General features: G+C 43.6%; 25 protein-coding genes and 1 rRNA gene. 19 read left to right on the forward strand and 7 right to left on the reverse strand.

Translation table 11 applies throughout. The features are described from left to right. Positions 1–22 precede the first annotated feature (22 nt). From PQG66_RS23300 to PQG66_RS23320, 5 genes are all read left to right on the forward strand, one after another. Positions 23–211 carry a hypothetical protein gene (locus PQG66_RS23300; protein ID WP_272040223.1) on the forward strand — a complete coding sequence of 63 codons (189 nt, stop codon included), beginning with the start codon at positions 23–25 and terminating at the stop codon, positions 209–211. Continuing rightward, positions 208–1,785, forward strand: a complete 1,578-nt coding sequence (locus tag PQG66_RS23305) for a glycoside hydrolase family 43 protein (protein WP_272040224.1) — start codon at positions 208–210, stop codon at positions 1,783–1,785. Before PQG66_RS23300 ends, PQG66_RS23305 begins: the two co-directional genes overlap by 4 nt. 407 nt (positions 1,786–2,192) lie before the next feature. Beyond that, complete coding sequence (locus tag PQG66_RS23310) at positions 2,193–2,522, forward strand: ArsR/SmtB family transcription factor (RefSeq protein ID WP_272040251.1); 330 nt, start codon at positions 2,193–2,195, stop codon at positions 2,520–2,522. A 190-nt stretch (positions 2,523–2,712) separates the two neighbouring features. After that, positions 2,713–4,485: a SulP family inorganic anion transporter gene (locus PQG66_RS23315; protein ID WP_272040225.1), complete on the forward strand. Its 1,773-nt coding sequence runs from the start codon at positions 2,713–2,715 to the stop codon at positions 4,483–4,485. Positions 4,486–4,560: 75 nt separating this feature from the next. Next, positions 4,561–5,607 (forward strand): phosphotransferase, encoded by a 1,047-nt coding sequence (locus tag PQG66_RS23320; RefSeq protein ID WP_272040226.1) that lies wholly within the window; start codon positions 4,561–4,563, stop codon positions 5,605–5,607. Positions 5,608–5,751: 144 nt separating this feature from the next. Here PQG66_RS23320 and PQG66_RS23325 read toward each other — a convergent pair whose 3' ends face one another. Further along, positions 5,752–5,979: a hypothetical protein gene (locus tag PQG66_RS23325; protein WP_272040227.1), complete on the reverse strand. Its 228-nt coding sequence runs from the start codon at positions 5,977–5,979 to the stop codon at positions 5,752–5,754. A 383-nt stretch (positions 5,980–6,362) separates the two neighbouring features. On the opposite strand from PQG66_RS23325, the gene PQG66_RS23330 reads away from it, so the two are divergent. Then, a complete protein-coding gene (locus PQG66_RS23330; protein WP_272040228.1) occupies positions 6,363–7,736 on the forward strand; it encodes an amino acid permease in 1,374 nt (457 codons plus the stop codon). Between the two features lie 190 nt (positions 7,737–7,926). After that, positions 7,927–8,829 carry an SDR family oxidoreductase gene (locus PQG66_RS23335; protein ID WP_272040229.1) on the forward strand — a complete coding sequence of 301 codons (903 nt, stop codon included), beginning with the start codon at positions 7,927–7,929 and terminating at the stop codon, positions 8,827–8,829. Between the two features lie 107 nt (positions 8,830–8,936). On the opposite strand, the gene PQG66_RS23340 is transcribed toward PQG66_RS23335, so the two are convergent. Continuing rightward, the gene (locus PQG66_RS23340) at positions 8,937–9,068 is read right to left on the reverse strand and encodes a LuxR C-terminal-related transcriptional regulator (protein WP_334220803.1); all 132 of its coding nucleotides are present in this window, start codon (positions 9,066–9,068) and stop codon (positions 8,937–8,939) included. Between the two features lie 87 nt (positions 9,069–9,155). Here PQG66_RS23340 and PQG66_RS23345 point away from each other — a divergent pair, with 87 nt between their 5' ends. Then, positions 9,156–9,614, forward strand: a complete 459-nt coding sequence (locus PQG66_RS23345) for a GNAT family N-acetyltransferase (protein WP_272040231.1) — start codon at positions 9,156–9,158, stop codon at positions 9,612–9,614. A gap of 221 nt (positions 9,615–9,835) precedes the next feature. Here PQG66_RS23345 and PQG66_RS23350 read toward each other — a convergent pair whose 3' ends face one another. Then, positions 9,836–10,591, reverse strand: coding sequence for a GNAT family N-acetyltransferase (locus PQG66_RS23350; protein ID WP_272040232.1), 756 nt, complete (start codon positions 10,589–10,591; stop codon positions 9,836–9,838). A gap of 243 nt (positions 10,592–10,834) precedes the next feature. Between PQG66_RS23350 and PQG66_RS23355 the strand changes: the two genes are divergently transcribed. Next, on the forward strand, positions 10,835–11,494 hold the full coding sequence (locus tag PQG66_RS23355; RefSeq protein WP_442955163.1) for a M48 family metallopeptidase: 660 nt from the start codon (positions 10,835–10,837) through the stop codon (positions 11,492–11,494). Between the two features lie 155 nt (positions 11,495–11,649). Beyond that, on the forward strand, positions 11,650–12,021 hold the full coding sequence (locus tag PQG66_RS23360; RefSeq protein ID WP_272040234.1) for an iron chaperone: 372 nt from the start codon (positions 11,650–11,652) through the stop codon (positions 12,019–12,021). Positions 12,022–12,233: 212 nt separating this feature from the next. Here the strand turns inward: PQG66_RS23360 and PQG66_RS23365 are convergent, their stop codons facing one another. Both PQG66_RS23365 and PQG66_RS23370 read right to left on the reverse strand, forming a co-directional pair. Continuing rightward, the gene (locus tag PQG66_RS23365; protein ID WP_272040235.1) at positions 12,234–13,691 is read right to left on the reverse strand and encodes a CAP domain-containing protein; all 1,458 of its coding nucleotides are present in this window, start codon (positions 13,689–13,691) and stop codon (positions 12,234–12,236) included. A 157-nt stretch (positions 13,692–13,848) separates the two neighbouring features. Continuing rightward, positions 13,849–14,439 carry a hypothetical protein gene (locus tag PQG66_RS23370; protein WP_272040236.1) on the reverse strand — a complete coding sequence of 197 codons (591 nt, stop codon included), beginning with the start codon at positions 14,437–14,439 and terminating at the stop codon, positions 13,849–13,851. Between the two features lie 219 nt (positions 14,440–14,658). On the opposite strand from PQG66_RS23370, the gene PQG66_RS23375 reads away from it, so the two are divergent. Next, complete coding sequence (locus PQG66_RS23375) at positions 14,659–15,108, forward strand: SMI1/KNR4 family protein (protein ID WP_272040237.1); 450 nt, start codon at positions 14,659–14,661, stop codon at positions 15,106–15,108. A 159-nt stretch (positions 15,109–15,267) separates the two neighbouring features. On the opposite strand, the gene PQG66_RS23380 is transcribed toward PQG66_RS23375, so the two are convergent. After that, on the reverse strand, positions 15,268–15,672 hold the full coding sequence (locus PQG66_RS23380) for a CBS domain-containing protein (protein WP_272040252.1): 405 nt from the start codon (positions 15,670–15,672) through the stop codon (positions 15,268–15,270). A gap of 258 nt (positions 15,673–15,930) precedes the next feature. Between PQG66_RS23380 and PQG66_RS23385 the strand changes: the two genes are divergently transcribed. Beyond that, on the forward strand, positions 15,931–17,067 hold the full coding sequence (locus PQG66_RS23385) for a hypothetical protein (RefSeq protein ID WP_272040238.1): 1,137 nt from the start codon (positions 15,931–15,933) through the stop codon (positions 17,065–17,067). A gap of 23 nt (positions 17,068–17,090) precedes the next feature. Here PQG66_RS23385 and PQG66_RS23390 read toward each other — a convergent pair whose 3' ends face one another. Next, entirely contained in the window at positions 17,091–17,582 is a 492-nt protein-coding gene (locus PQG66_RS23390; protein ID WP_272040239.1) for a DUF4652 domain-containing protein, read from the reverse strand. A gap of 157 nt (positions 17,583–17,739) precedes the next feature. On the opposite strand from PQG66_RS23390, the gene PQG66_RS23395 reads away from it, so the two are divergent. The 7 genes from PQG66_RS23395 to PQG66_RS23425 form a co-directional block, all read left to right on the forward strand. Further along, a complete protein-coding gene (locus PQG66_RS23395; protein ID WP_272040240.1) occupies positions 17,740–19,917 on the forward strand; it encodes a penicillin-binding transpeptidase domain-containing protein in 2,178 nt (725 codons plus the stop codon). 436 nt (positions 19,918–20,353) lie between these two features. Continuing rightward, positions 20,354–21,496 carry a hypothetical protein gene (locus PQG66_RS23400; RefSeq protein ID WP_272040241.1) on the forward strand — a complete coding sequence of 381 codons (1,143 nt, stop codon included), beginning with the start codon at positions 20,354–20,356 and terminating at the stop codon, positions 21,494–21,496. A gap of 12 nt (positions 21,497–21,508) precedes the next feature. After that, positions 21,509–22,660 carry a S1C family serine protease gene (locus PQG66_RS23405; protein WP_272040242.1) on the forward strand — a complete coding sequence of 384 codons (1,152 nt, stop codon included), beginning with the start codon at positions 21,509–21,511 and terminating at the stop codon, positions 22,658–22,660. A 195-nt stretch (positions 22,661–22,855) separates the two neighbouring features. Then, positions 22,856–23,461, forward strand: coding sequence for a TetR/AcrR family transcriptional regulator (locus PQG66_RS23410; protein ID WP_272040243.1), 606 nt, complete (start codon positions 22,856–22,858; stop codon positions 23,459–23,461). Between the two features lie 20 nt (positions 23,462–23,481). Further along, positions 23,482–24,702 (forward strand): MFS transporter, encoded by a 1,221-nt coding sequence (locus tag PQG66_RS23415; protein ID WP_272040244.1) that lies wholly within the window; start codon positions 23,482–23,484, stop codon positions 24,700–24,702. Between the two features lie 141 nt (positions 24,703–24,843). Further along, positions 24,844–25,011, forward strand: a complete 168-nt coding sequence (locus tag PQG66_RS23420; protein WP_272040245.1) for a DUF3934 family protein — start codon at positions 24,844–24,846, stop codon at positions 25,009–25,011. Between the two features lie 623 nt (positions 25,012–25,634). Further along, positions 25,635–25,710 (forward strand): 16S ribosomal RNA (locus PQG66_RS23425); the annotation flags it as partial.

Below are 25,710 nucleotides of genomic sequence, written 5' to 3' on the forward strand. Positions count from 1 at the left end.
GGATAACTCTGAATTTTCGTCAATGAATAGCATATTTATGTTGCTTGTTATGCTTGTTCCGTTATATCCTTTTTTAAACATGGTTTCCGTATCCTTCAATAACGATCTAGAACTGATTCAACATCATCAGCGGGATGCCTATCATGTTGAATTATCCGATCTTGCAAAATATGTTGTCACTGGACCTACCATTGGAGGGGTAAAAGAATGAACAATGCAAACCAAGGCGAGCAATGTGCGTTTCACAATCCAATTATGCCCGGCTTTTATCCAGATCCATCCGTCTGCCGGGTGGGAGACGATTTTTATCTGGTTACCTCGACGTTTGCCTATTTTCCCGGCGTACCGATCTTCCATAGCCGTGATCTGGTTCACTGGAAGCAGATTGGGAATGTGCTGAATCGTGCCTCACAGCTCAATCTACAAGGAGCAGGCCATTCTCAGGGTATTTTTGCACCGACACTTCGGTATCACGATGGGCTCTTCTACATGATCACAACGAATGTATCCCATGGTGGGAATTTTGTTGTAACCGCTGTAGACCCGGCAGGGCCGTGGTCTGATCCTTATTTTATTGAAGGCGCAGAGGGTATTGATCCAACCATTTTCTTCGATGAAGACGGCAAAGTGTATTATGTGGGGACACGCCCTTGTTCCGAGGGAGTTCGTTATGATGGAAACTGGGAAGTGTGGCTGCGTGAATTGGATCTGGGCAGCATGAGACTGGTGGGAGACAGCTATGTTCTATGGCGCGGAGCGATGGTCGATGTGATCTGGCCGGAAGGCCCGCATCTGTACAAAATAGGTGAGTACTACTATCTGATGATTGCAGAAGGAGGCACAGGTCTGAACCATGCGGTAACTATTGCACGCAGCAGTAGTCTGACCGAAGGGTATGTGGGTAATCCGAATAACCCGATTATTACCCATCGTCATATGGGCAAGCATTATCCCGTAATCAATGTAGGACATGCTGATCTTGTACAGGCACCCAATGGTGAGTGGTTCATGGTCATGCTAGCTTCGAGGCCGTATGGTGGAGATTTTAGCAATCTCGGTCGTGAGACATTCATTGCCTCGGTCGAGTGGGAAGATGGCTGGCCTGTCGTTAACCGAGGGCTTGGCAAGCTGGAGGAGCATGGTGTACTTAACCTGCCGGCAGCACCTGTTGAGCCAGAATTACGATGTGATCATTTTGATCATGATCGTCTGGGCTTGCAGTGGATGTTCCTGCGGAATCCTCAGGAAGATCTGTATTCGTTAACTGAACGCAAAGGATACTTACGTTTGAAGTTGAAACCGCAAACATTGAAAGAATTGGACAACTCCAGCTTCGTCTGTGTGCGGCAGAGACATATGAATTATGTAGCTGCAACTGCGATGGAATTTGAGCCGCAACATGATTATGAAACGGCGGGACTTGTAGTTATCCAGAATGACCAGTATCATGTGCGGATCGAACGAGCATTAGAAGGGAAACAGCAGGTACTGCGAGTAATGACTTGGCTTGGTGGTGAGGAAACACAGATTGCTCGAGTTGTGCTGGATGGGGATGTTCCTCGTGTATACATCAAGATGGCTGCACTTGGACAGCAACTTAGCTTTTATTACAGTACTGATGGCAGTGAGTATCATCTGGTTGCAGACCGAGTGGATACGACCAGCTTGAGCACGGAAGTCGCTGGCGGTTTTGTTGGGTGCTGTATCGGCATGTTCAGCAGCAGTAATGGTAAGTCTTCCGATCAGGTAGCCGACTTTGACTGGTTCGAATATGGCTCGTACTAATGTGTGAGGATTAACAAAATATCAACACAAGAAAGCTCAATCCAGCAGCAGATGCGCAAAGGATTGAGCTTTTTATGTTCGTTATGAAGATCATACGAATGAATGATGAATATCAGGCATCCTCGCAGGTATTGACTCGGCTTACGTCCAAAATTTCGTTCACATGATGTTCTTCAAATCGGATTCTACATAAGAAGTAGATTGCCACTCACGCTCCATATCTTTATAACGAAGAATAGGAGCGCCAGAAGGTGCATATTCGGATGATTTAGACATGTTTACCGCTCGCTTGCGCCGTATAATCTACTTGCTTTTTCATCTTATCATATCACGTGAATGGAAGTCTGAACCTCGTTGTATGGTATGATATGAGCATGTTGATAAGTTCGATTGAAGGAGCAAAGGGTATGAATCAGAGCGTGCAGCATTTCAAAGCCGATTTCTTCAAAGCATTGGCACATCCGATGCGCATTCGCATTTTGGAGTTGCTTAGTGAAGGCGACAAAAGCGTCAATGAACTGCAAAGCATTCTTGGAACGGAAGGTTCTGCGGTCTCCCAGCAGCTGGCTGTACTGCGCAGCAAAAATGTAGTACAGGGCAGGAAGGAAGGTACTACAGTCACCTACTCCCTTCGTGATCCGCTGATTAAAGATTTGCTGGTAGTTGCCAAACAAATTTTTGATAACCATTTGGTCGATGCGATCTCCATGTTGAAGGATATGCGCAAAGACAGTTGACACAGAGAACAAGAGCAACCGTGGATCATGCGGAAACTCTTGTTTTTTGGTTTCATTGTATACGAGGATTGTATACGAGCCTCAATCCTGCGAAAGTGTGATATTTGCGATTGACACGGCATATATCAGGGAGTAGTGTTTGCTTTATATTCAAATATTCAAATATATGAAGAAAAGAAGGTTATGGAGCATGAAAGGCATCGGAAGATATGCGGGTTATCGAATGGCTGATTTTCGTAAGGATCTGGTATCGGGGCTGATTGTAGGTATTATAGCGATTCCGCTTGGTATGGCTTTTGCCATCGCTTCAGGCGTTAAGCCGGAATATGGATTGTATACAACCATCATTGCGGGGATCTTGATTTCACTGTTAGGCGGTTCCAAATTTCAGATTGGTGGGCCTACGGGGGCGTTTATCCCAATCCTTTTTGCCATTGTCATGCAGTATGGTTACGAAAATTTGCTGATTGCTGGCATGATGGCTGGACTGATGCTCATTGTGATGGGTATGTTCAAGCTGGGGGCATTAATTAAATTCATTCCAAGACCCGTGACGATTGGCTTTACGGCAGGTATTGCCGTGCTGATCTTTAGTGGACAGATTGTGAATGTGTTGGGACTTACGGGCGTCACAAAACACGAGGATTTTTACTCCAATATGAAGGAGATCGGGATGCACATCAGCACGATTAATATATACAGTTTGCTGACAGCGGGGGTGTGCCTGGCTGTTCTTCTGCTTGTGCCGAAATTTGCTCCTAAAATGCCTGCTTCACTGCTGGGTCTGATTTGTTCGACTGTTATCGCCGCTATCTTTTTTAAAGATCAGGTAGCTACGATAGGCTCATCCTTTGGAGAGATTCCGGGGACTTTACCTGGGTTTCATCTGCCGGAGATCACATGGGAACGTATCGTGAATTTGCTGCAGCCTGCTTTTGTCATTGCTATGCTGGGTGGTATTGAATCGCTGTTGTCCGCCGTTGTCGCCGATGGCATGACGGGCAGTCGTCATAACAGCAACCGGGAACTGATTGGGCAGGGGGTTGCCAACCTTGTTACACCACTCTTTGGTGGTATCCCAGCGACAGGAGCGATTGCACGTACGGCAACGAATATTAAATCCGGTGCGGTATCTCCATTGTCCGGCGTGATCCATGGTGTTGTTGTTCTGCTCGTTCTGATTCTGTTTGCACCGTATGCATCCCATATTCCGCTTGCCAGCATGGCACCTGTTCTGATGCTGGTAGCCTGGAATATGAGTGAACGAAAATCCTTTGCTTATGTATTGCGAACCAGAACGGGGGATTCGCTTGTGCTGCTGCTGACCTTTCTCCTTACAGTATTTGCGAGCCTTACGACTGCGGTTGAGGTGGGATTGATACTGGCGGTCATTCTGTTTGTGAAACGAATGAGTGAGATGTTGAAAGTGGCCAAGGTACTGCCCGATCCAGATCATAAACATAAGAAGGTCATGGCTCACATGGTACGGGAGGGACATGATTGTCCACAGATCAGCCTGTATACGATCGAAGGGCCGTTATTTTTTGGTGCAGCGGATATGTTTGAAAAATCGGTTATGGATTCACTTCCAGAGCGTCCAGGCGTGTTATTGTTACGCATGGGGAAAGTTCCTTTTATCGATACAACAGGCGAGGCTAATCTGGCGAGTTTAATCAAGCATTTTGAACGTTCGGGCGGGATCGTACTGTTGTCGGGTCTTCAGGAGCAGCCGCTCGAAATGCTGAGACGAACAGGTTTGCTGGAACGGTTAGATTCGGCACATCGGTTTGAACATACGGGAGAAGCTATTACTTATGCATTAAGGCATCTGAACGAAGAGAAGTGTAAGGGATGCAAACATTTTGCCTTTCGGGAGTGCGCGGCTTTATCTGGTTGTGGGTTGGAGTCTAAGCCTGAGCAGCAGCAAAAGTGGAAAGTCGTGACCGCTGAAGCGACTCCTTAATGACCGTTCCAATAAATCCCAGTATGGTATATATTAAGTATATTCATTGCATATCATACAGGAAGGAACTTGACTATGTTTAATCATCCAACGGCTTTACGTTCGGTGCTCAGTCCGGCATATCTGGAGTGGGCATTACAAGCACATTATGATATCGGAACGTGGCAGGAATGCAAGTTTTGGCTGCGAGGTTTGAATGATACTTACCGGGTACGCACAAGCACAGGAACTTATATATTGCGTATATATCGTACCGAGGTAGTGGAAGCGGATGTTCGTTATGAACTGGGCGTGCTGACTGCACTGAAAGAAGGTCTCGGTTCGAGTGCGCATACAGAGGTTGGAGGCTTTATCCCGACGAAAGATCAGATCGGGTATACGATGCTGGATGCGGCTGAAGGAAAGCGAGCAGCTGTGCTCTTTCACTATATTGATGGAACAGAAAATAATCTGGAGGATGAGGATTCCTGCTACGCTTTTGGCCGGTCTGCTGCTGAACTGCACCATGCTATGGATCACATTAAGTTGGAACAGGAGCGAGAACGGGCCTCAGAGTTGGAAACGAAGTCGAAGCCGGAACGGAGTAACGAAAGGTTTGAGCTGGATATTAAATTTCTCATCGATGAGCCTCTTGAACGAATTATGCGTTACATCGGAGAGGATTGTGAGGAAGCAGCATTTCTGCAAACGTTTGCTAACGTATTAAAAGAAAAGATTCTTACCGTCTCCAGTACCGGGCTGGATTATGGTTTGTGTCATGGCGATATGCATGGAAACAACAATGTGTTTGAGCAGCAAGAACGGTTTATTCATTATGACTTCGAATGGGCCGCTCCGGGATGGCGTGCGTATGATCTGGCTCAAGTGAAAATTCGGAAACGGCAGTCGGGTGATTCGGAGAAGAAGCAGCAGTTATGGAATGCGCTGATGAAAGGCTATCGCTCGGTTCGGAGCTTCACAGATGCAGATGAACAGGCGGTCGACCTGTTTATTATCGCTCGCAGGTTCTGGGTGATGGGTCTGGATGTGGCCTTTATTGATAGTGATATGGGCGCGCTGGATTATGGCGAGAATTGGCTTAATGATTTTATTGAGGAGTTTCGTGATACAGGTATTGTGTAGTGAACTAATTCATATGAAATAAAAAGTAACTGTCCTTAAAAAACGATTATGCCGGTTTACTCGCATAATCGTTTATTTACCTGTTGGTGCTATATGATCAATCCATTATTATAGCAATATTCAATTTCGTAATACCGATATCAACTATGATTGCGTGGAGGAGGCGATGGCACCTGCGGCTACTCCAGCAGCAGCTGCACTCATAGCGGCTTGTTGGGCAATAATAATATGGGTAGCCGTTGCGGACATAGACGTTGTGAGGATACCATTCTGTAGACTCTCCACCTGCTCCATTGCAGTCAATGCAGAGGAGAACAGCAGTAACTCCTGCTTGTCGATGGTTGTATGTTGATCCGTTGTCAGCGAGAGCATAGCTGCGATGTAAAAAGAAGAAAATCCTCTAAATGCGGAGAAGCGTTTGGTATATGTTGCTTAAACAACTCGTTGCTTAGCTGCATAGCTTTTTCATGTACACTTTTGTTCTCGACAGCATAGAGCAGCGCTACCAGACGATGCATGATCGGATGCTGCCATTTGAATGATTTTTTAAAGAGTTTGGGTGTTAGAAACGAATAATTCGGCTCTTTCCATCGGTTGTGGTTGTATGTGAGGTTTACTTCCTCATAATCCATATTGTATTTCTGCTCCACATTTCGTACAATTTGATGAAGTAATTCTGCATTGCGTTAATGTAGATTGGCTTGAATGAAATCCTCTATCAGAGGAAGCTTTTTATTAGAAAAGGAGAGAATCACTTGGAAACAAAGGAATTATCGAGAGGACTTAAACCACGCCATGTTGAGCTCATTGCGCTCGGCGGTACGATTGGTGTCGGGTTGTTCATGGGATCGGCGAGTACGATCAAGTGGGCAGGTCCATCCGTATTGCTGGCCTATTTAATGGCTGGTATCATTATCTTTTTTGTCATGCGCATTATGGGTGAGATGTTGATCCAAGAGCCGGTTACCGGTTCGTTTGCTACATTTGCTCATAAATATATCGGTCCACTTGCTGGATTCCTCACGGCCTGGAGTTACTGGTTCTTGTGGGTCACGGTGGGTATGGCCGAGGTTACGGCAATCGGTATCTATTTCGGTTATTGGTTCCCAGATATCCCCCAATGGATTCCAGCACTTGCCGGTGTTCTCATAATCGCTGCAGCCAACTTGGCGGCTGTCAAATTTTACGGAGAATTCGAATTCTGGTTTGCGATGATCAAGGTGGTTGCAATTGTGGCGATGATTGTCATCGGAACAGGTCTGATCTTCTTCGGGTGGGGCAATGGAGGGCAACCTATCGGTCTGTCCAACCTGATTAGTCATGGGGGATTCTTCCCAGGTGGCATTAAAGGTTTTCTGTTTGCACTATGTATTGTAACGGCTGCGTATCAAGGGGTTGAGATGGTCGGTATTACGGCTGGTGAAGCAGAAAATCCGAAATACACGTTACGCAAAGCGATCAAAAACATCGTGTGGCGTATTCTTATTTTCTACGTTGGTGCGATCTTTGTCATTGTTACGCTGTATCCATGGAATGAGGTAGGGGAGACAGGAAGTCCATTCGTACTTACCTTTGCCAAAGTTGGCATTGTTGCAGCTGCCGGTATTATTAATTTCGTAGTGCTGACAGCAGCAATGTCGGGATGTAACAGTGGGATTTATAGCGCAGGGCGAATGTTATACACGCTCGCAGAGAACGGTCAGGCGCCGGCCTTTTTCAAAAAGTTGTCCAAAGGTGGGGTGCCCCGCAACAGTATTGTGGTCACTATCTCTCTGCTTCTGATCGGAGTTATACTGAACTATCTGATGCCAGATTCTAAGCTATTCCTATACATCTACAGTGCAAGCGTACTTCCAGGAATGGTGCCTTGGTTTGCACTAGCATTCAGCCAGTTCCGTTTCAGAAAGCGCTGGGGACAGGAGCTGGCAGAGCATACCTTTAAGTCCAAATGGTTCCCGATCAGCAACTACATTATTATTGTATACCTGATTCTAGTTATAATTGGGATGGCCTTTAACGAGGATACTCGTGTGCCGCTAATTGTAGGTGCAACGTTTATGGCGATTGTGGTGGCTGGTTATTACGTATTTGGTATAGGCAGTCGGCAGTCCAAAGCCAACGATGAATAACGATGATAAACTAATATAGTGGTAATCAAGCACTCCTTTGAACACGTATGGTCACCTGAGAAGGGTCCAAAATGTTCAAGGAGTGTTTTTTGCAGTTTAAATGTCCGACATCTCGGTTACAAAGGAGAGAGTGAACCTTTACACAGATCAAATTCACAACAAATCAATACGAACCGAGGAGGATTTGAATATGGCGACGCAAGATCAGCATTCGATTCAAGATCCAACGACACAATATCCAAAGGCTAACCCGAGCTGGAAGCAGCAGCAGGAAGAGCCTGGATTGCAGCGTGAGATGACTCCTGTTCCGGATTGCGGTGAAAAAAGTTATAAAGGCAGCGGACGACTTACAGGTCGTAAAGCGGTAGTAACCGGTGCAGACAGCGGAATTGGCCGAGCGGCGGCAATTGCTTACGCACGGGAAGGCGCAGACATTGTACTCTCCTATCTGCCGGAAGAAGAAGCGGATGCGAAGGAAGTCGTGCAGCTTATTGAAGAAGCTGGCCGAAAAGCCATTGCGGTTCCGGGTGATCTGAAGGATGAGAAATACTGCGAGCAATTGATTGAGACGGCCGTTAGAGAACTGGGCGGCATTGATATTCTGGCTAATGTGGCAGGGAAGCAGCAGTTTGTAGAGCAGATCGAAGACCTGACCACGGAGCAATTCGACGCAACGTTCAAAACGAATGTCTATTCCATGTTCTGGCTCTGCAAAGCAGCAGTTAAACACATGAAGGCAGGCGGTTCGATTATTAATACATCATCAATTCAGGCGTATAAGCCGTCTCCGATTTTGCTGGACTATGCCACGACCAAAGCTTCAATCAACACCTTCAGCAAAGCACTTGCCCAACAGGTGGGTAGTAAAGGTATTCGTGTGAATGTGGTCGCCCCAGGACCGGTTTGGACGCCATTACAAGTTGTAGGTGGACAACCAGTAGAGAAGTTAGCCGAATTCGGAAGCAATACTCCGCTGGGACGTGCAGGTCAGCCTGCAGAGATGGCTCCGGCGTATGTATTCCTCGCTAGCCAAGAATCCAGCTATGTGAGCGGAGAGACGTTGAATGCCAATGGCGGTACGGTTAGTCCATAGATAAGCTGAAAGATTATAAACTTTGGAAGTTATAAATGAAGCGCGTATCGAATCTATATCGATACGCGCTTTTAATATTCACAGGTCCTTCTAGAGTATGATCTGATTTATAACAATTTAAGAGCCTTACATTTGTGAACAGCATATATTCTTGAAGTGACCCTCAGCTTTTTATAGACTCTTCCTAAATGGTATTCTACATTTCGTGTGGACATGAAAAGAGGGAGAGTTGAGTCCATTCTGCACAAACTGGATCAAAAATACGAAACACGATATGCGAACTTTATAACATGCAGGCTCAAAAATATAGGTAAGAGGTGAGTAATATGAGTAATGTATCGATTGACATCCTTCAGCCATTAACGAGACGTGATCTCACATTGCTGCAGGAATGGTTTGAAGATGCGGAAGTCCATAAGCGTTTAGAGGGGATGCTGCCTTTATCGGAATGGTATGGACACGTTGAGCAGCACCCGGGATATGGGGTTTGGATGGCGTTCTCGGACAATAAGGCTGTGGGCATAATCATGATTGAACAGGAGGAAGACAATACGGGTAGCATTGCTATTGTTGTCGATCCATTAGTTCGGGGGAAAGGTTATGGAAAGAACATAATTAGCAGAGCTATGAATTTGCCAGAGCTTGACAGGATACGGAAGTGGTATGCCGGAATTGAGGCTGACAATACGGCTTGTTTAAAGTGTTTTGAATCGGCTGGTTTTACATTGGAACATGCTGTTCCAGATGAAGATGGATATTACTCCTTGTGGTATATCATGGAGTAAAGGAGTAACAGGAAAAGGAGAGAAGACAATGAAAAGAACTATACGGCTTCTCGTATGCTGCTTACCAGAAACTAGGTTTCGGTAAAAATTATACTGCCTTCATTACGATGTACTCGGCGTTATTGTCGACACAACCGTAATCTGATGCAGATAATATATCTAACACCTCACTTGTTGGGAAGGTTGGTTCTTTTATCAAGGGCCAAACAAGGGAGATGTTATTATTTATTTTTTATGCGGTACCAATAAGAATAAGCATCGGTATATCCCAGCTTTGTGTATAATCGCCGTGCGGGAGCATTTTCTGCCACCACTTGCAAATAGCTTGAAACGGCACCTTGGCTTTTTCCCCAATACAGCAGATGCAAAATCATCTGTTCTGCTAGGCCGCGGTTTCGGTAGGCTGGATCTGTAATGATATCATGAAGTCCAATGAATCCCTGCTCAACCACACCAAGCCCGCAAGCCACTACGAGGCCGTCAACGGACAGGGTAATGAATCCTGTTGTTGCACGGAGATTTAATAACATCTGTGTCATAGTTCCTCGGAACTGTTCGGCTACCACATTCAAACGGCAAAAATGGTGCAGCCATTCATCAGTCAGCTGCTCGTCGATGTGAATGTCCGCAGATTTTGGCGTTTGCAGATCCTGAAGATTTCGAAGCTGTACGATGGTCCGGTCCAACACGACATAACCTTTATCCTCTAATAGCTGGTCCAATGTCTCTGGTTGAACAAATGGGGTGATTTTAAATATCGTATTCAACTGGTTTGACGTATAGATGTGCTCACATGCCAGCACTTTTTCATGTACATCCAGAGTGGAGGGATAGATTGCTTGAACTGAGTTGGCACGCTTCGTATATCCTTTGGCAAAACGCAACACCCACCCATCGTATAGTGATGTCGATAACGGTTGCCAGTGATTGAGGGTTAGTTCTTCAATCAGGCGAAGATTATAGTCGTTTGAATACATTTATTCAGCCTCCAATATAACGACGAAATAAGAACAGGATTGATTAGAATATTTAAATAATTATACATATTAATGAATAAAAATACAAATAAAAATATCCGTTTAGATTTTAAATCATGGAGTATTGGTATACAATCTGTAACAGAGTATAATGGGGTCGCAACAAGCAAGATAACCAAGCCTACTTCGAGGATCGGCGGATTGTAGTAGGCGTTTTAATTTAAAGAAATGGAGTATAGCATGATTACCATTGAAATCCAGGGACACATCATTACATGTCATATCGAATTCGGCAAACGAAAAAAAGCCTCTATTACCATGGATCTGCCCTATATGGTTACCATGAAGGTGCCAAACGGCACAAATGAGGATGTGATTCGGCAGCTCGTCATGCAGCATGGAGACGAGATTATCCAAAAGTCAAAACGGATGCAGCAGGTGCTGGACGGTCCCCAGGCGAAGGAATACGAGAAAGAAGGCAAGGGGGCCTTCCTGCTCTTTGGTGAAAATTATGCCCTGCATGAATTAATACCAGTAGAGGGGTACACCGAAGCGGAGTTACGTGCGAATCTGAAAAAGTTTTATTTTGCAGAATGTAAACGAATCATTGGGCAGCGAATCACTCGTTATCAACAAGAGTTGAAGGTGAAACCCAAATCAATCTATATCGTGGATTCTCCTACGAAGTGGGGGAGCTGCAGCTGGGATAAAAAGCTGACCTTCAATTACCGCCTCGCCATGGCACCGCCAGAGGTTATAGATTACGTTATTATTCATGAGCTATGTCATATTCACCACATGAACCACGACCGCTCCTTCTGGCGGAGAGTAGGGAGCATAATGCCAGATTACAAGGAAAAAGAAGATTATCTAATGCGTAACGGCCGAGCCATGACGCTGTAAATTAGCCTATTTGAACAACACGTACTGTGTCCTCCAGGAAAAATTATATTTTCATAAGGTAAAAAATGGTATTCCTTTGTATAAATCAAGTATAAAAGAGCCAATATGATAAGCTGCGAAGGACAAGATAACATTCGTGGCTGAAGGAGCGCGAAATGGATCAAAACAGAAAACATTCGGTGCTTGTAGATGAATATATCGCTGCATTTCCAACAGATGTACAACTGAAGTTACAAAGGTTAAGGCAGATTATCCGTGAAGCAGCTCCGCTTGCTGAAGAGAAGATCAGTTACAAGATGCCTACATATGCCCAGCATGGGAATCTGGTTCATTTTGCCGCGTATACGAAGCATATCGGTTTTTATCCTGCACCCAGTGGTATTCTGGCGTTCAAAGAACAGCTCTCCAAGTTTAAGGGGGCGAAGGGCTCGGTCCAATTTCCACTTGATGAACCGTTACCAGAAGAACTGATTCGCCAGATTGTTGAATTTAGAGTGAAAGAGAATGAGGAGAGGAGCGAGAAATGAATTAAGCTCTGATTGTGATTGACGTCCATAGATGAAAGGGCTGGATATCCCTGATTTTATCGGTTCGATTCTCAATTGGTCAGGGTGTGTAGAAGTGTTATAAACAGATGAGTTCAGGGACATGTATTACCAAGGAGTTTAGAAAAGATCAAAAAATCCAGATGAATTATCATCCGGATTTTTTAGTGTGTTTGCTTTTCCCCGTACCGTTTCTATTCAAAGTAATACGTAACATTAGAGTTGCTGGCCACAGGGATCAGATACATATAATAAGGATTCACTTGTAGGTAGATGTTCAGATCCGATTCACTGAGATTACGAGTTGTCAGTTTGAAACGGCCATTGGCATCGAGTGTAACGGTTTCCGTGCGGAGAAGCTTCTCCTCTGGTGAAGATCCATGAATCTGGAAGGAGAACGTCTGCCCTGCATAGGCTTCGAGAGTTCCACGGACATTTAAGGTACGATCCGCAGTATATTCAAATTGCACATGATGATTGTCGAGAATGATGTCATCGTCCACATCTGGCTCCTGAGGCTCCGTTCCGGGGTCTTGAGGATCAGTGCCTGGATTCTGTGGATCAGTCCCAGGTTCCTCTGCGGTGGGACTAATCGAGAAAAAGTTGGTTTGATACACAATCTCTGCGCTCGAACCGTCCTTTTTCTTCAATCCGGTAACGCGAACGTTAAATGTGTCGCCATCTTTCAGTGATTTCAAGTTATCTGGACGGAAAATAACAGCATAGTTATATCCATAGCCATCGGAATTGACATTAAAAAACGCCTTTGAAGGATCACTGCTGACAGGTGTTTTGGCACTGAAATTCCAGGTCTTCTGGTCTGAAATGCGTGTCAGTTCTACCTGTACTTCTGCGTTGGACGGTTTTGCAAAAATGTCCGGGTTCAACTGCACAGACCAAGCCTGCGCCGCGTTGAAAGCTTCAATCGGGAATGCTCCTCTGTTCGGATACAGGCTGTAGTTATAACGCAGCTTTCCGTTACGACTAGTATCCATCACCTGCATGGTGCTAAACTGACTCGCATAGTTTTTGTTGTCCCGGGATGCGACGCCGAAGCCCACTTTCTTTAACTGCGGACTCAGAATCCAGCGACGGTGACCCAACGCACTGATATTGCTGGCATCGGAATCATCCATGTAAGCTTCAATACTTTTAACGGCCAGATTACCCGTAGTACCATAAGCAGCAAACAAGTTGGAACTGGAAGCCGATTTGGCACCGAGGTCAAAAAAGTCTTTAGCCATATCCGCTGGACGCGCTGGAAAGTGGCTTAGTGGGCCAGTGGAAACAAGTACAGCGCCGTGCTGGGCCTGTAGATTAAGTGCAGAATCCAGCACAAGGTCACCCTCCAGCCCCGACAGGTAACGATAGAAGTTAGCTGCACGGAGTGCTGTTTCGAGAGAAGAGTCACTAACTACACCAGCCACATAAGGTGCTGTAGTCGAAGGTTTTTGGGTATATGTAACGGGTTGATCCTTGTTGCTCATCCATTGTGTCCATTTTTGATTGATCTCTTGCTCAGTTCGTTCAGGCAACAGACTGTCAATCGGGGCAGCGTAGGTCTGCTGTGCACCTAATAGTACAAACAATAGCCCTGCCAGAGGAAGAGATAACCATGCATGGAACGCTCTTTTTTGAATCTGAATAAACATCTTCTAATCTCCTTCTGTTGATAAAATGTAAAAATTATACTTTACATGTATTTTATCGACATTAGAGGATGTATTAGTTATATTTTTTAATAAAATGATACCTTGGTACTAGGCGATATAGTTCTATGTATAGAACTTGCTTTTTCCAATATTTCGTTCAGTCCAGATGCAGATCAAAATCCGGCTGACACATATAATCCATAGGGTACAGGTCGTCCCGAGCCGAGATCAATGCGCGGAAGTGAAGGAACAGGTTATTGGGCTGCTTTACAACTTCCCCCACTCGAAAAGGGACAAGCTCAGCCACAACGAACACATCTTCGGCATGTGTACATCTGAAGAGAACATTATTTGGATTAATGACTTCTTCCATATAACTGTAGGTCATTACATGAAAAGACTGTCCACGCCAGTTCGTATGAATGACACGATAAGACTGGGTTCGAATCAGATCGAAATAACGCTCCAGTGGGAAGGTATGCTCGAACCGTGTGATATAACCTTTATGATCTACATCGATCGTAAACTCGACGTCATAGCTCTTGTGGAATTCTTCTTGATATGTACCTTCCATGATCTTCATTGCATCGAAGTGTGAACCGAAATTCGGATCGGTCACATAGGGGATGGCAATCAGCTCTGGGTCAATATGAGCTGTAATTTGAGTTTTTGAACTAGGTTCAGTTGGACTAAGATGAATGGAACCAATCATACTTCCTGGAAAACCGGGGCTGCAGCTTATTCGCATAGTTATCTCCTTTGGTGTGTAGTCTTCTAATTAGACGGAAATATAGAGGGCGAAGTTTCATTAAGTTTCATCACTTTCCTTGATTTCTTCATAATCGATAACAAGTGATCTTCGAGTCATTTGTGCAGGCCTCTATAATCATGCTACTCTTTTAATAGAGTAACGTTAGAGTTACGATGCAATATTAGACAACGTATAACATGAATTAGGGGGCTTGTGATGTTATCCACCAAAGTCATTGAACATTGCCGCGTGAAAGGCTGGTGGCATGAAGATGTACCGTCTGAATACGAGGAAGCTCTGCGTAAACTGGACATCGATCTGGACTCGGATTTTGCACAGTTCTACCTGCATGCAGAGGATGGACCAACGTTTTATAGTCGGCATCAGGAGCTGTATCAGATCTGTTGGGTGATCGAGAACACGGTATATCTGCAGGATATGCATATATCCCAACTTACACTTGGATTGCCTGAGGCTTATATTCCGCTGGACAGCTTTGAAGGGGAAGGTGGATTTTTCTATAATCGTCAGACAGGAGAAGTTGTGCTGGTTGAGCTGGGCGAGTCGATTGAACTATTCCTGAACGGGGAGAGTAAGCCGCAGTGGGCGGATTTTAACGCGTTCCTGGAGTGGTATTTCGAACTTTCAGATGTGACGGTGCTGTAGAGGCACGAAACAGATGACCACTTCATTTGGAATGCCTGGTAAGAGAGCTCTTATGTTTAGAAAAAAAGCATAAACAAGACGAGCCCAAGCAGCTCGTCTTCGCAGTGGTATTTCAGCATATGTAGTTCATGTAGCATCACGACGTAACTACTGTAGCCATTAATCAGATATGTTGCGGGTGTAATATTCAATAATATCTTTACGACGAATGATTCCGAGAAAGACACGATCAATATCCACTACAGGCACAAAGTTTTGATCTGCCGCAAGAGTTAGCATATCCTCCATCTCTGCTTCAATGTACACGCATTCATTATAGATGCGATTACTGATCTCATGTACCTGCACTTGATCCATCGTATCAAATGTCAATCCAGGCGTATTACGCATTTTCCATAACAGATCACCTTCGGACAGAGTAGCAACATATTTTCCATCCGGATCAATTACAGGAATGGCGGTGTAGTGGTGCGATTCCAGCTGCTCAATAGCATCTTTCATGGAAGCGGTAGACTCGATATAGGCCACTTCGGCTTTTGGGAGTAAAAAATAGCTGATTTCCATCATCGGGCTCCTTTTCAGCCTTTTGCATCGCAAAAAAGCTTTAGTATGTAATTCACTATCCTTATTTAAACATATTATGTGAGCCTAAGGCTATTTTTAATGACAAAGGATTCAAATTTTTATTTTGATCTATCTCTCCCTTCAGTTAAATTAAAACGTATAAATTATAAATATAGGCCTTGTGTGTAGAGGTATGTGTTATTATTTTGTTAAGTATTCGAAAAAAATATTTAAAATAAAATGAAATGAGGGAATATTTTGTTGTTAGAATTAAAGGAAAAGCTAGTCCAGCTTGATTTAGATGTACTGACTACATTTATCACAACTTTAGCAATAATTTTTTTCGGAGTTTCCCAAGATGTTCGTGACAAAGCATATCAATTGAAGAATGTACTTGTGATGTATCTAATTTTGTTTTTATTAACAATTTGGGTTGTTCATCCAATATCTATAGTCATAATTTACATTTCTATTTTTTTTGCTGGGGGGGTAACACTACTGAATGATAAAGAGAATGATCTCGAAAAAGAGTTGGGGTTTCTAAGATTCTTTTTTTATGCTACTTTTGCGTGGATTAGTTTGGTGAAAACTTACATATGGCTTATAGTTGGAGTTGCTACTTATATAGTCTCTATATCAATTCAAAATTTTGGGACAACACTTCTAAAAGAGAATCAAGATTATATTATTACAGTAGTTATTTTATTAGGGACAGTATTCCATTACATAAGAGTATCTATGGACTATTATAATTTTAATAACTTTAAGGATACAAATAAAATTTTATTTGAACCTTCTGAAAGTGTGGAAAAGAATGATTTACTTAGTTTTGTTTTATTTATGGAAGATAGAAATTTATTTAATAGGAGAGGGACTGTCTTTGGATTATATGACATAAAAAGTTCATATTACCTCAATAATTCTAAACCAAGTTTTTTGAGCGATATTAAATTGAATGACGAGCCTAGAAAGAGATTTGTAAGAGGTTACTCAACAATTGAGCAACAAATATTTAGAACTATTGCCCTTAAAGACAACTCCTATAGATACTTTTTCAGAAGGAAAATTTTTATAGAAAACATTTATAATGTCTTTTTTACTAGAGCAATATTAATTAGACGTTCTAAATCTTACGGCAGAAAAAAAAATAAACAAAAGCAGGCTTATCAGAATCTAATCTCGAGCTTTAAACTGAATATCTTGGAATATTATTTCAGAGTTATCCTTAAAGATCCAAATAATGAAGAAGAGTTATTCTTGATAATGTCGAAAAATTCAAGAGTTACTAAACAGTTATATAGAAAAATTTATTGTAGATATATTGGAACAACAGAACATTTGGAAAATCTTGAGAAGATAAGAACTATAAGAAATTCAAAATATAACTTATCTTAGTGGTCCTAGTTGGACCACTCTTTTTATATTATAACATTATCAATAAATACCATTGAATGATTGAATTCTTTATCAGTATATTTAATACCTTTTAATGTAATATTTCTATCTTCAATAGAAATATCAGTAACTTGTATATCTAGTGGGAAAGTTTTTAATAATTTTCTCTCATTATTTTTGATATTGAACGAATACAAATCTCCTCCTATATTAACCGTACCCCAAAGGGAACCAATAATTAGAAGTAAATTGAATTCATCAACCCAAGCGATAGCTTTTATAGATTCATCATCCATCAAAGGAATTGGTAATTTTAAAAGTTCAAAACCTTCATTTGTTTTTATTAGATAAACTTCTCCTTGACATTCCCATTCATAAGGTGATATTAAAGCAATGCTATCTTTAAATTGAACTGGATGTGAAGAGCTTTCAATAATTTTAGAATTATTCGTAATTGAATGGTCACTACTTATCAATAACATTCTTTTATTTTCCAAGTAATTAAATGTAATCATTTTTTCAACTCCCAATTTTAAGTATGTTTATTAATACTAACCTAAGCGCCAACATTTTAAAATGTGAGAAACTACATTATAATGACAAATTCATCAGATTTGTTGCATTGTTAAATTCATGCTGGAAATCTATAGTATAGAGTAGAGGTGATGTGACATGAAATCCAAACGTAAGTTATTGTACGGATTGCTGCCTATCTTGTTTGCAGGCGGCATCGGAATGTACTTTTATATGCAGAACAACAAACCGGAAGAGGTTAAACCTCAGCCTGTTGTGAATCAATACATAGAGCATTTACAAAAGAAAGAGTTCGACCAGCTCTATTCATTGATGTCACCCGCTTCGTTGGCCGAGGCGGGCATGACGAAGGAACAGTTTGTGGAGAAATATAATGCCATCTATTCGGGAATGCAGGTCTCTGCTGTTAAAGTAGAGTTGAAGACAGCGAATACAACGGGAACTCAGGGGGACAGTGGCAGTCAAACTACAGAAACCGCAAGCCGTGCCGAAACCGAGAAGGAGACGAAGGTTGAATCCGAAGCAACGACGGACGACGAGGTGAAGAGTACGGCAGAAGATGCTGCAAGTAACCCTGACCTTTATAACGCTGACTATGATATACACCTGACAACGTTTCTGGGTGAAGTAAGCGAGACACATTCGCTAAAGCTGGTTCGACAGGAGCTTGAGGACGGAAGCAAAATCTGGCAGATTGATTGGCAACCATCACTTATTCTCAATGACATGGTCAAGGGAAGTAAAGTTCGGGTGAAGACTCTATTCCCGAACCGTGGAAAGATTGTAGATCGTGATGGGTTGCCGCTAGCGACTCAAGGCACCATGAATGAGTGGGGGATTGTACCTGAGAAGCTGGGAGAGAACCCAGATCAGATGATTGCACGTATTGCCGATCATTACAAAGTATCTGTGGAAGCGATTCAAAAGGCACTTGGTCAGGCGTGGGTGAAGCCCGAATTTTTTGTACCTATGGGTTCTACGGAGGAGTTTGACGTACCCGATTCGTTACGTGGTGTTTCTCTGCAAAGTAAGGAAATTCGTTATTATCCGCTTGGTGAGGCGGCAGCTCATCTGATCGGTTACGTACGAAAGGCTACCAAGGAAGATTTGGAGAAAGACACCGAAGGATATTACCGAGCGGAGGACTGGATTGGCAAAGCCGGACTGGAACAGTCGATGGAGAAACAGCTGCGCGGAGAACGTGGCGGTTTAATTGAAATCACCGATGAGGCGGGTAACACGCGTTCCGAATTGATCCGTAAAGATGCGGTCGACGGCGAGGATGTGCAACTGACGATCAGCTCTGCACAGCAGAAAAAACTGTATCAAACGCTGGCAGGTGGCGGTGATGCAGGAGCGATGGTGATGATGAATCCGAAAGACGGAGAGATGCTTGCACTAGTAAGTGCACCTTCCTACAATCCGAACAAAATGGTTACAGGGCTGACTCAGGCGGAGTGGGATGCCTATTCGGCCAACGAAAAGCTTCCTTTTATTAACCGAGTGACGACACGATATGCTCCAGGCTCGACCTTCAAGGCAATTACTGCGGCAGCAGGGTTAATGGAGGGTGTAACGACAGCTGACAAAACCCATGATATTCAGGGTCTGCAATGGCGGAAGAACGATAGCTGGGGCGGGTATTACGTTAAACGGGTGAAAAGCCTGAGTCCTGTGAACATGGTCGATGCCCTCGTGTATTCTGACAATATTTATTTTGCAATGGAAGCGACGGAGATGGGCAGTGCCAAGTTTATTAAGGGCATTGAAAAGTTTGGGTTCGGTGACAATTTCGGACTAGATGAACTGTATCTGAAACCAAGTCAGTATGCCAATGAGGCTAATAAAGACTTATCCTCCGAAGTGTTGCTAGCTGATACTTCTTATGGTCAAGGTGAGATGTTAATGTCACCTATACATCTTGCGGCTGCATTTACGCCGTTTGTCAATGAAGGCAAGCTAGCGAAGCCCGTGCTGATCGTGCAAAAAGAAGCCTCTGCTCCTGAGGAGATCATCTCACCAGAGGTGGCGAATACAGTCAAAAACGCACTGAGAGAAGTGGTGTCTCGTCAAGGCGGAACAGCACATTCGCTTCATTCTATAGCTGGTGGTCTTGCTGGCAAAACAGGAACCACTGAACTGAAAGCGAAGAAGGGAGAGAAGGGGAGGGAGAACGGATTTTTCGTCACCTTTGATACCGAATCACCTTCATTCCTGCTGGCAGCTGTGATTGAAGAGGTGAATGGCCGCGGGGGCAGTCATTATGTGATGGATCGCCTGAAGCCTTTCCTGGAACAATTACAGCTTGAGCCGTAATCATTCCATTGAAGCATTACTATTCGTATCTCGATGGGAAAGTAGAGAACGCCAGATTCGTTAACTATTTAGCTAAAATACAGGATATGTTCTCTTAATTGGACTAAATGATATATAATCAAAAACGCGCTCTTGATTGAATCCATACGGGTTCGCCAAGGCGCGTTTTCTATGTTGATTTCGTTTAACCCAACCTAACTTAACTCATGAGTATATGGTGCATTTTCCCTTTTTGCTATATGATAAATGTCGATTCACCTCGAGATTAGGCAGCTCATATTCTGGAGTGGTATCAAGGGTGGCAATTAACAATAGAACAACATCAGATAACAATCATTACATACGTTTGAGGTTTGGAGGGATCAGGGTGTACTGTCACGTATGCGGGACGAAAAATGACTCCGGGGAAGAAACATGCCAGAAGTGCGGAATCCGTTTGAAACAAGTTAGCTCTACAGAGGAACAAATTTGGTCGGAGCCAGCGGGGCTGGAATCCCGCAATGGATCTGCATCCGGAACGGTGAGCATACCCAAAAGCATCGGTCCGTTCCTGTGGATCATTCCACTGCTGCTTGCAGCAATTATGGGTGCATTGCTAACGTACTACTATAATCAAGAGAGTCTAACTAATGCTCATGTGAAGACGTTGCATCTTGAGGCGGAACAGGCTGCGCTGAATGGGAAATATGCAGAAGCTTTGGAGTTGCTGGACAAAGCTCTCGCCCAAAGACCGAATATAGAGGCGCTTGTTCAGGATCGTCAAGTTACGGAGCAAGCGAACCAACTGCTGAAACAGATGGATGAATCCGCCAATCTACTCAAGACAGGCAAGTTGTCCGAAGCGGACAAAATCATTCAAGCGGCAGAAAAATCATTAAGCAAGCGGCAAGAGCCGGTGTTTGATAAGGCAAAGGCAGCTTTGAACAATCGCAAGGTAACCTTATCTGTGCTGAAAGTAAAAAAGGAAATTGATCAGTTAACCACCGTGGATGCACTCGCAGATAAACTCAAAACGCTATCCAAGCTGTCCGGTGAGGAAGCCGAAGCAGTGAAAAAACAAATTACCGACAAGCTCGCATCCATCAGCTACAAGCAGGCGGAGCAGCAAGTGAAGAAACGTGATTTTACGGCAGCACTGCAAACTGTGGATAACGGATTATCTTATGCTCCGGATGACCAGAAGCTAACCAAGTACCGGGATGAAGTACTGCGTGAGAAGAAGGCCTTTGAAAAAGCAGAGGAAGAACGTATTCGTCTTGCGGAACAGCAAGCAGCCGAGGAGGAGCTTCGAAATCGTACAGGAGCCGTATATGTAACGGATCTGTCTGTTGAACTTGATGAGTATGGGGACTTGTATATCAGTGGATCCGTTATTAATCAGGGGACACGCCCGATTTCGTCTGTGGCTCTTATGATCGGTATCAATGCCTCAGATGGTGATTATATCGGTGAGACAGATGCTTATGTATACCCAGTGGTATTAGATGTAGGAGAAGAGGGATATTTTGAAACCTACTATTATGGGGTGTATGAGGCAACGAATGTAACTGTTACGAATGCATCTTGGTATGTAGAGTAGGAGGACGGCAGAATGAGTAAACGTGTGTGGGGAACGATTATTTCCAGTGCGATCATTATTGGGGCTGGAGCTGGAGGCGTGTTTTGGATTCAGCAGCATACATTGGATGAGTTAGCGATTGCGCCCAAACTGGCTGTTGCTTCCTCCAAGCAGGCAGATCAACCCAAAGCAAAAACAATGCCCGGCACCAAGGAGAAGAGAACCCGCAAACAGATTATTGAAGATAGTCAGAAAAAGGTGGTTACGATTGAAAGCAGTGATGGTCAGGGTTCTGGCTTTTTATATAATCATCAAGGGGACATCATCACCAATGCACATGTCGTGGAGGGCTCCAAAGAGGTGACGATTCGCACCCTGGATCATCAGGAATATCGCGGCACAGTGATTGGCTTTGGCGAAGAAACGGATGTGGCGGTCGTCCGGGTTCCTGATCTTGCGAAAATGGAACCTTTACCAATCGCTTCATCTAAAGCGGAGGTTGGTGATGAGATTCTTGCCCTGGGCAGCCCACTGGGCTTTGAAAATACGGTGACCACGGGTATTATTAGTGGGCTTGATCGCAGTTTTGAGATTCCACCTTATATTTACACCAATCTATATCAGATCTCTGCCCCGATTACCAATGGAAACAGTGGGGGCCCGCTGATTAACGCTGAGACGGGAGCGGTGCTTGGCATTAATTCCACCGTTGTAAAACAGGAAGGCGGAATCGGATTCAGCATCCCGATCACTAGTGTATTGAAACAGGTTCAGCAATGGTCGGAAGGTTCACCTGATGCCAAAGGCGTGCACACGGTACGTGATTCATCCTCGCAGACCTCCTCGGTGGCTTTATCCGAAGGGGAAGCATTGGTTGCTGATTTTTACGACGCTCTAAACAGGAGTGATTATGTATATGCTTACGCGTTGCTCGGTAGTGACTGGCAGAGCGGCACAAGTTACGCCAAGTTCCGTGAAGGCTATACGTATACGAGCTATGTTAGTTTGGAGGAAATCACTTCAAAAGGCACAAGTAAGGAAGAGGTGGAAGTAATCGGTGTGATTGCTGCTGAAGAGCGCAAGAATGGAGAGTACGTAACGACTCGCTATAAAGTGACGTACCAGGTCGGATACGAGAATGGTCAATTAAAAATATTGCATGGGCAAGGTAAGAAGATAAAGTGACAAAATCAGTAAAGGATCAATAGTATTAAATAGTCACCAAGATGAATGACTTAATGAACTTGGGCACAAAATATAATCTTAAATTAGAGAGAGCTCACGGAATTGTGGGTTCTTCTTTTTTATATTGCCGATCAGTTTTAAATTTGATAAGATACAGAACGAATGTTCAGTATATAAGAATGGAGTGCAGTAATTTTGAATAAAAAAAAGCTCCAGTCCGAGCAGACAAAGAAAAAACTTGCGGATGCATCCAAAGCCCTTTTTGTGCAAAAAGGATATAAAGCAACTTCTATTGAAGATATCGTTACTGCAACAGGAAGTAGCAAAGGGAATATATATTATCATTTTAAAAGCAAGGAAGGGCTTTTTCTTTATCTTATTGACGAATGGGATCGCGAGTGGGAAGAGAGTTGGATTGCCAAACAACATTTGTATCAAACTTCTACAGAGAAGATTTTTGGGTTGGCAGAACAGCTGATCCTGGATGATATAAATCATCCTCTAACCAAAGCCGCTGACGAGTTTTTCACCGGAGAGAAAAAGGAGAATGATATCGAAGAGCGGATTGCTGTCATGTTTGAGCGTCATATCCAATTTAACAAACAGTTGATACAGGAGGGAATAGACAGCGGAGAGTTCAACGATCAAAATGTAGAGCATCTCGCACTAATTTTGGAAAGTACCATTATTGGGCTTAGTCAAATGTCAAGGAAGTTGGATCCCGATCAAGCTCTTGGCTTATATCGTCAGGCCGCCAGTGTATTTTTGTACGGGATCGCTAAAGATAAAAAGCACAATTAAATAACGATGGAGGATGGAATATGGCTTTGCTAACACGTAACAGGGGCGCGCTGCTGCTGTTAATGGTTAATATTTTTCTGGTATTTATGGGTATTGGTCTGGTCGTGCCTATTATGCCTGCTTATATGAATTTACTTCACATTACTGGGTTCACAATGGGACTTCTGTTTGCAGCATTCTCTTTCACGCAGTTTCTGTTCTCTCCGGCTGCGGGCAGATGGTCGGACCAGTGGGGGCGTAAAAAGATTATCGTTTTCGGCATGTTGATCTTTGCAGTTTCTGAGTTTATGTTCGGGGCCGTTAATGTTCCCTATCTGCTCTTCGCAGCCCGGATGCTGGGTGGCATTGGTGCAGCGATGATTTTTCCGGCGGTCATGGCCTATACAGCGGATATTACAACGGAAGAGGAACGTGGTAAGGGGATGGGGCTGATCAATGCTGCCATCACAACCGGTTTTATTATTGGGCCGGGAATCGGCGGTTATATCGCAGAGTTTGGCATACGGGTTCCTTTTTACGCAGCTGGGGTTGCCGGGTTGCTTGCAGCGATTATCACTCTCATCATTTTGCCTGAATCCGAACGGAGCACGAGTGAGCAGACGACACCAGAAAAACGTGTGGCTAAAGTAAAATCGCCAGGTATGGTGACTCAACTTATAAACTCTTACCGTGAACCTTACTTTTTCAGTCTAATCATCGTATTTGTTATGGCCTTTGGTTTGGCTAACTACGAAACAGTATTTTCCTTGTTTGTGGATCACAAGTTTGGTTTCACGACAAAAGATATTGCATTTATCATTACATTTGGTTCCATTGCCGGTGCTGTTGTGCAGATATCCCTGATCGGCTGGTTGCTGAATACATTTGGTGAAAAGAAAGTCATTGCGGTGTGTCTGCTGTTTGTTTCTGTATTTGTGTTATTAACTCTGTTCGTACACACCTATTGGCTAATTGTTGTTGTGACGTTTATCGTCTTCCTTGGTATGGATATTTTACGCCCTGCCATCAGTACTCAGATGTCCAAATTAGCTGAGGAGCAGCAGGGCTTCGTTGCTGGATTGAATTCCGCCTATACCAGCCTGGGCAATATTGCTGGACCAATCGTAGCGGGAGCATTATTTGATGTAAACATTAACTATCCTTATGTATCGGCTGCAGCCGTTCTTGGTATCTGTTTCTTGTTATCCTTACGTGTAATGAGAAGTGTAAAATCGGTCCAGGAACCAAAAGTTCAAGTGTGAAGCATCGACTTCCAAACGTGAACTCTTCAAGTTTGCTATAATATGAAGTGCTGGAAGTGAATCACGTGGACTGAGCTATATTGGAACATGACCGAGGAAAGATCATTTTTAGACATAGGCAGGATTAATTGGAGTGATAACATGAGCAAAGCAAAAGGTAAAGGCGGTACAGGTCGGGGGACAGGGAAAAAGGGATGGAATCGCTGGCAGGCTAGTGCCAACCGTGCGAAAAGTGCCCCGAAGCCTTATAAAAGCAAAGGAACCAAGAGCAAAGAAGGTTCCGAATCTACGGCTGACAAGTCCAAGTAAGACGACACCGAAAGAGATAGATGAATACAAGAGTGAGATGATCGAAGAAGCAGGGATCCTTAAGATACATTTAACGTATCTAAAGGATTGCTGTTTTTTTATATGAAGAGTGAGTGAATTACGAAGCTAAAAGAGAGACCTATTAATGTAGAGAGAAGAAACGTAATTAAAATGTCTAGCTAAGTTATGAAGACAAAGGACTAAAATAATGAAATGGATATTTTGAAATGTGGTATGCATAATTATGGATTATAAATTTTTAAATATATACTTTACAATTGGGGTGGGAATATGGTATATTCTAATTCCGGCCAAGAAAACACAGTTTACATCGTGTGGCAAGCCAAGTGAAGACATACAAGATTCGAAAGAAACTTGAAAAAAGAGCTTGCAAAGTTGGTTCGAAAAGTGGTAAGATATAAGAGTTGCTGAAATGAACTGGTTTCGGTAATGAGTAAAAGTTTGATCTTTGAAAACTGAACAACGAGTGAGTAACGATCTTGCTTGCAAGATCGAATGTGAAAGTTTTTGGTACATGCCATCAGGCTGTATGAAAACTGGAACAACAATGAGATTTATAATCTCGTCAGATTCAAAATGAGCTAATCGCTCTTTTCAATACTTTATTGGAGAGTTTGATCCTGGCTCAGGACGAACGCTGGCGGCATGCCTAATACATGCAAGTCGAGCGGAGTTTGA

The organism is Paenibacillus sp. JJ-100 (assembly GCF_948329825.1).
GTDB lineage: Bacteria > Bacillota > Bacilli > Paenibacillales > Paenibacillaceae > Paenibacillus.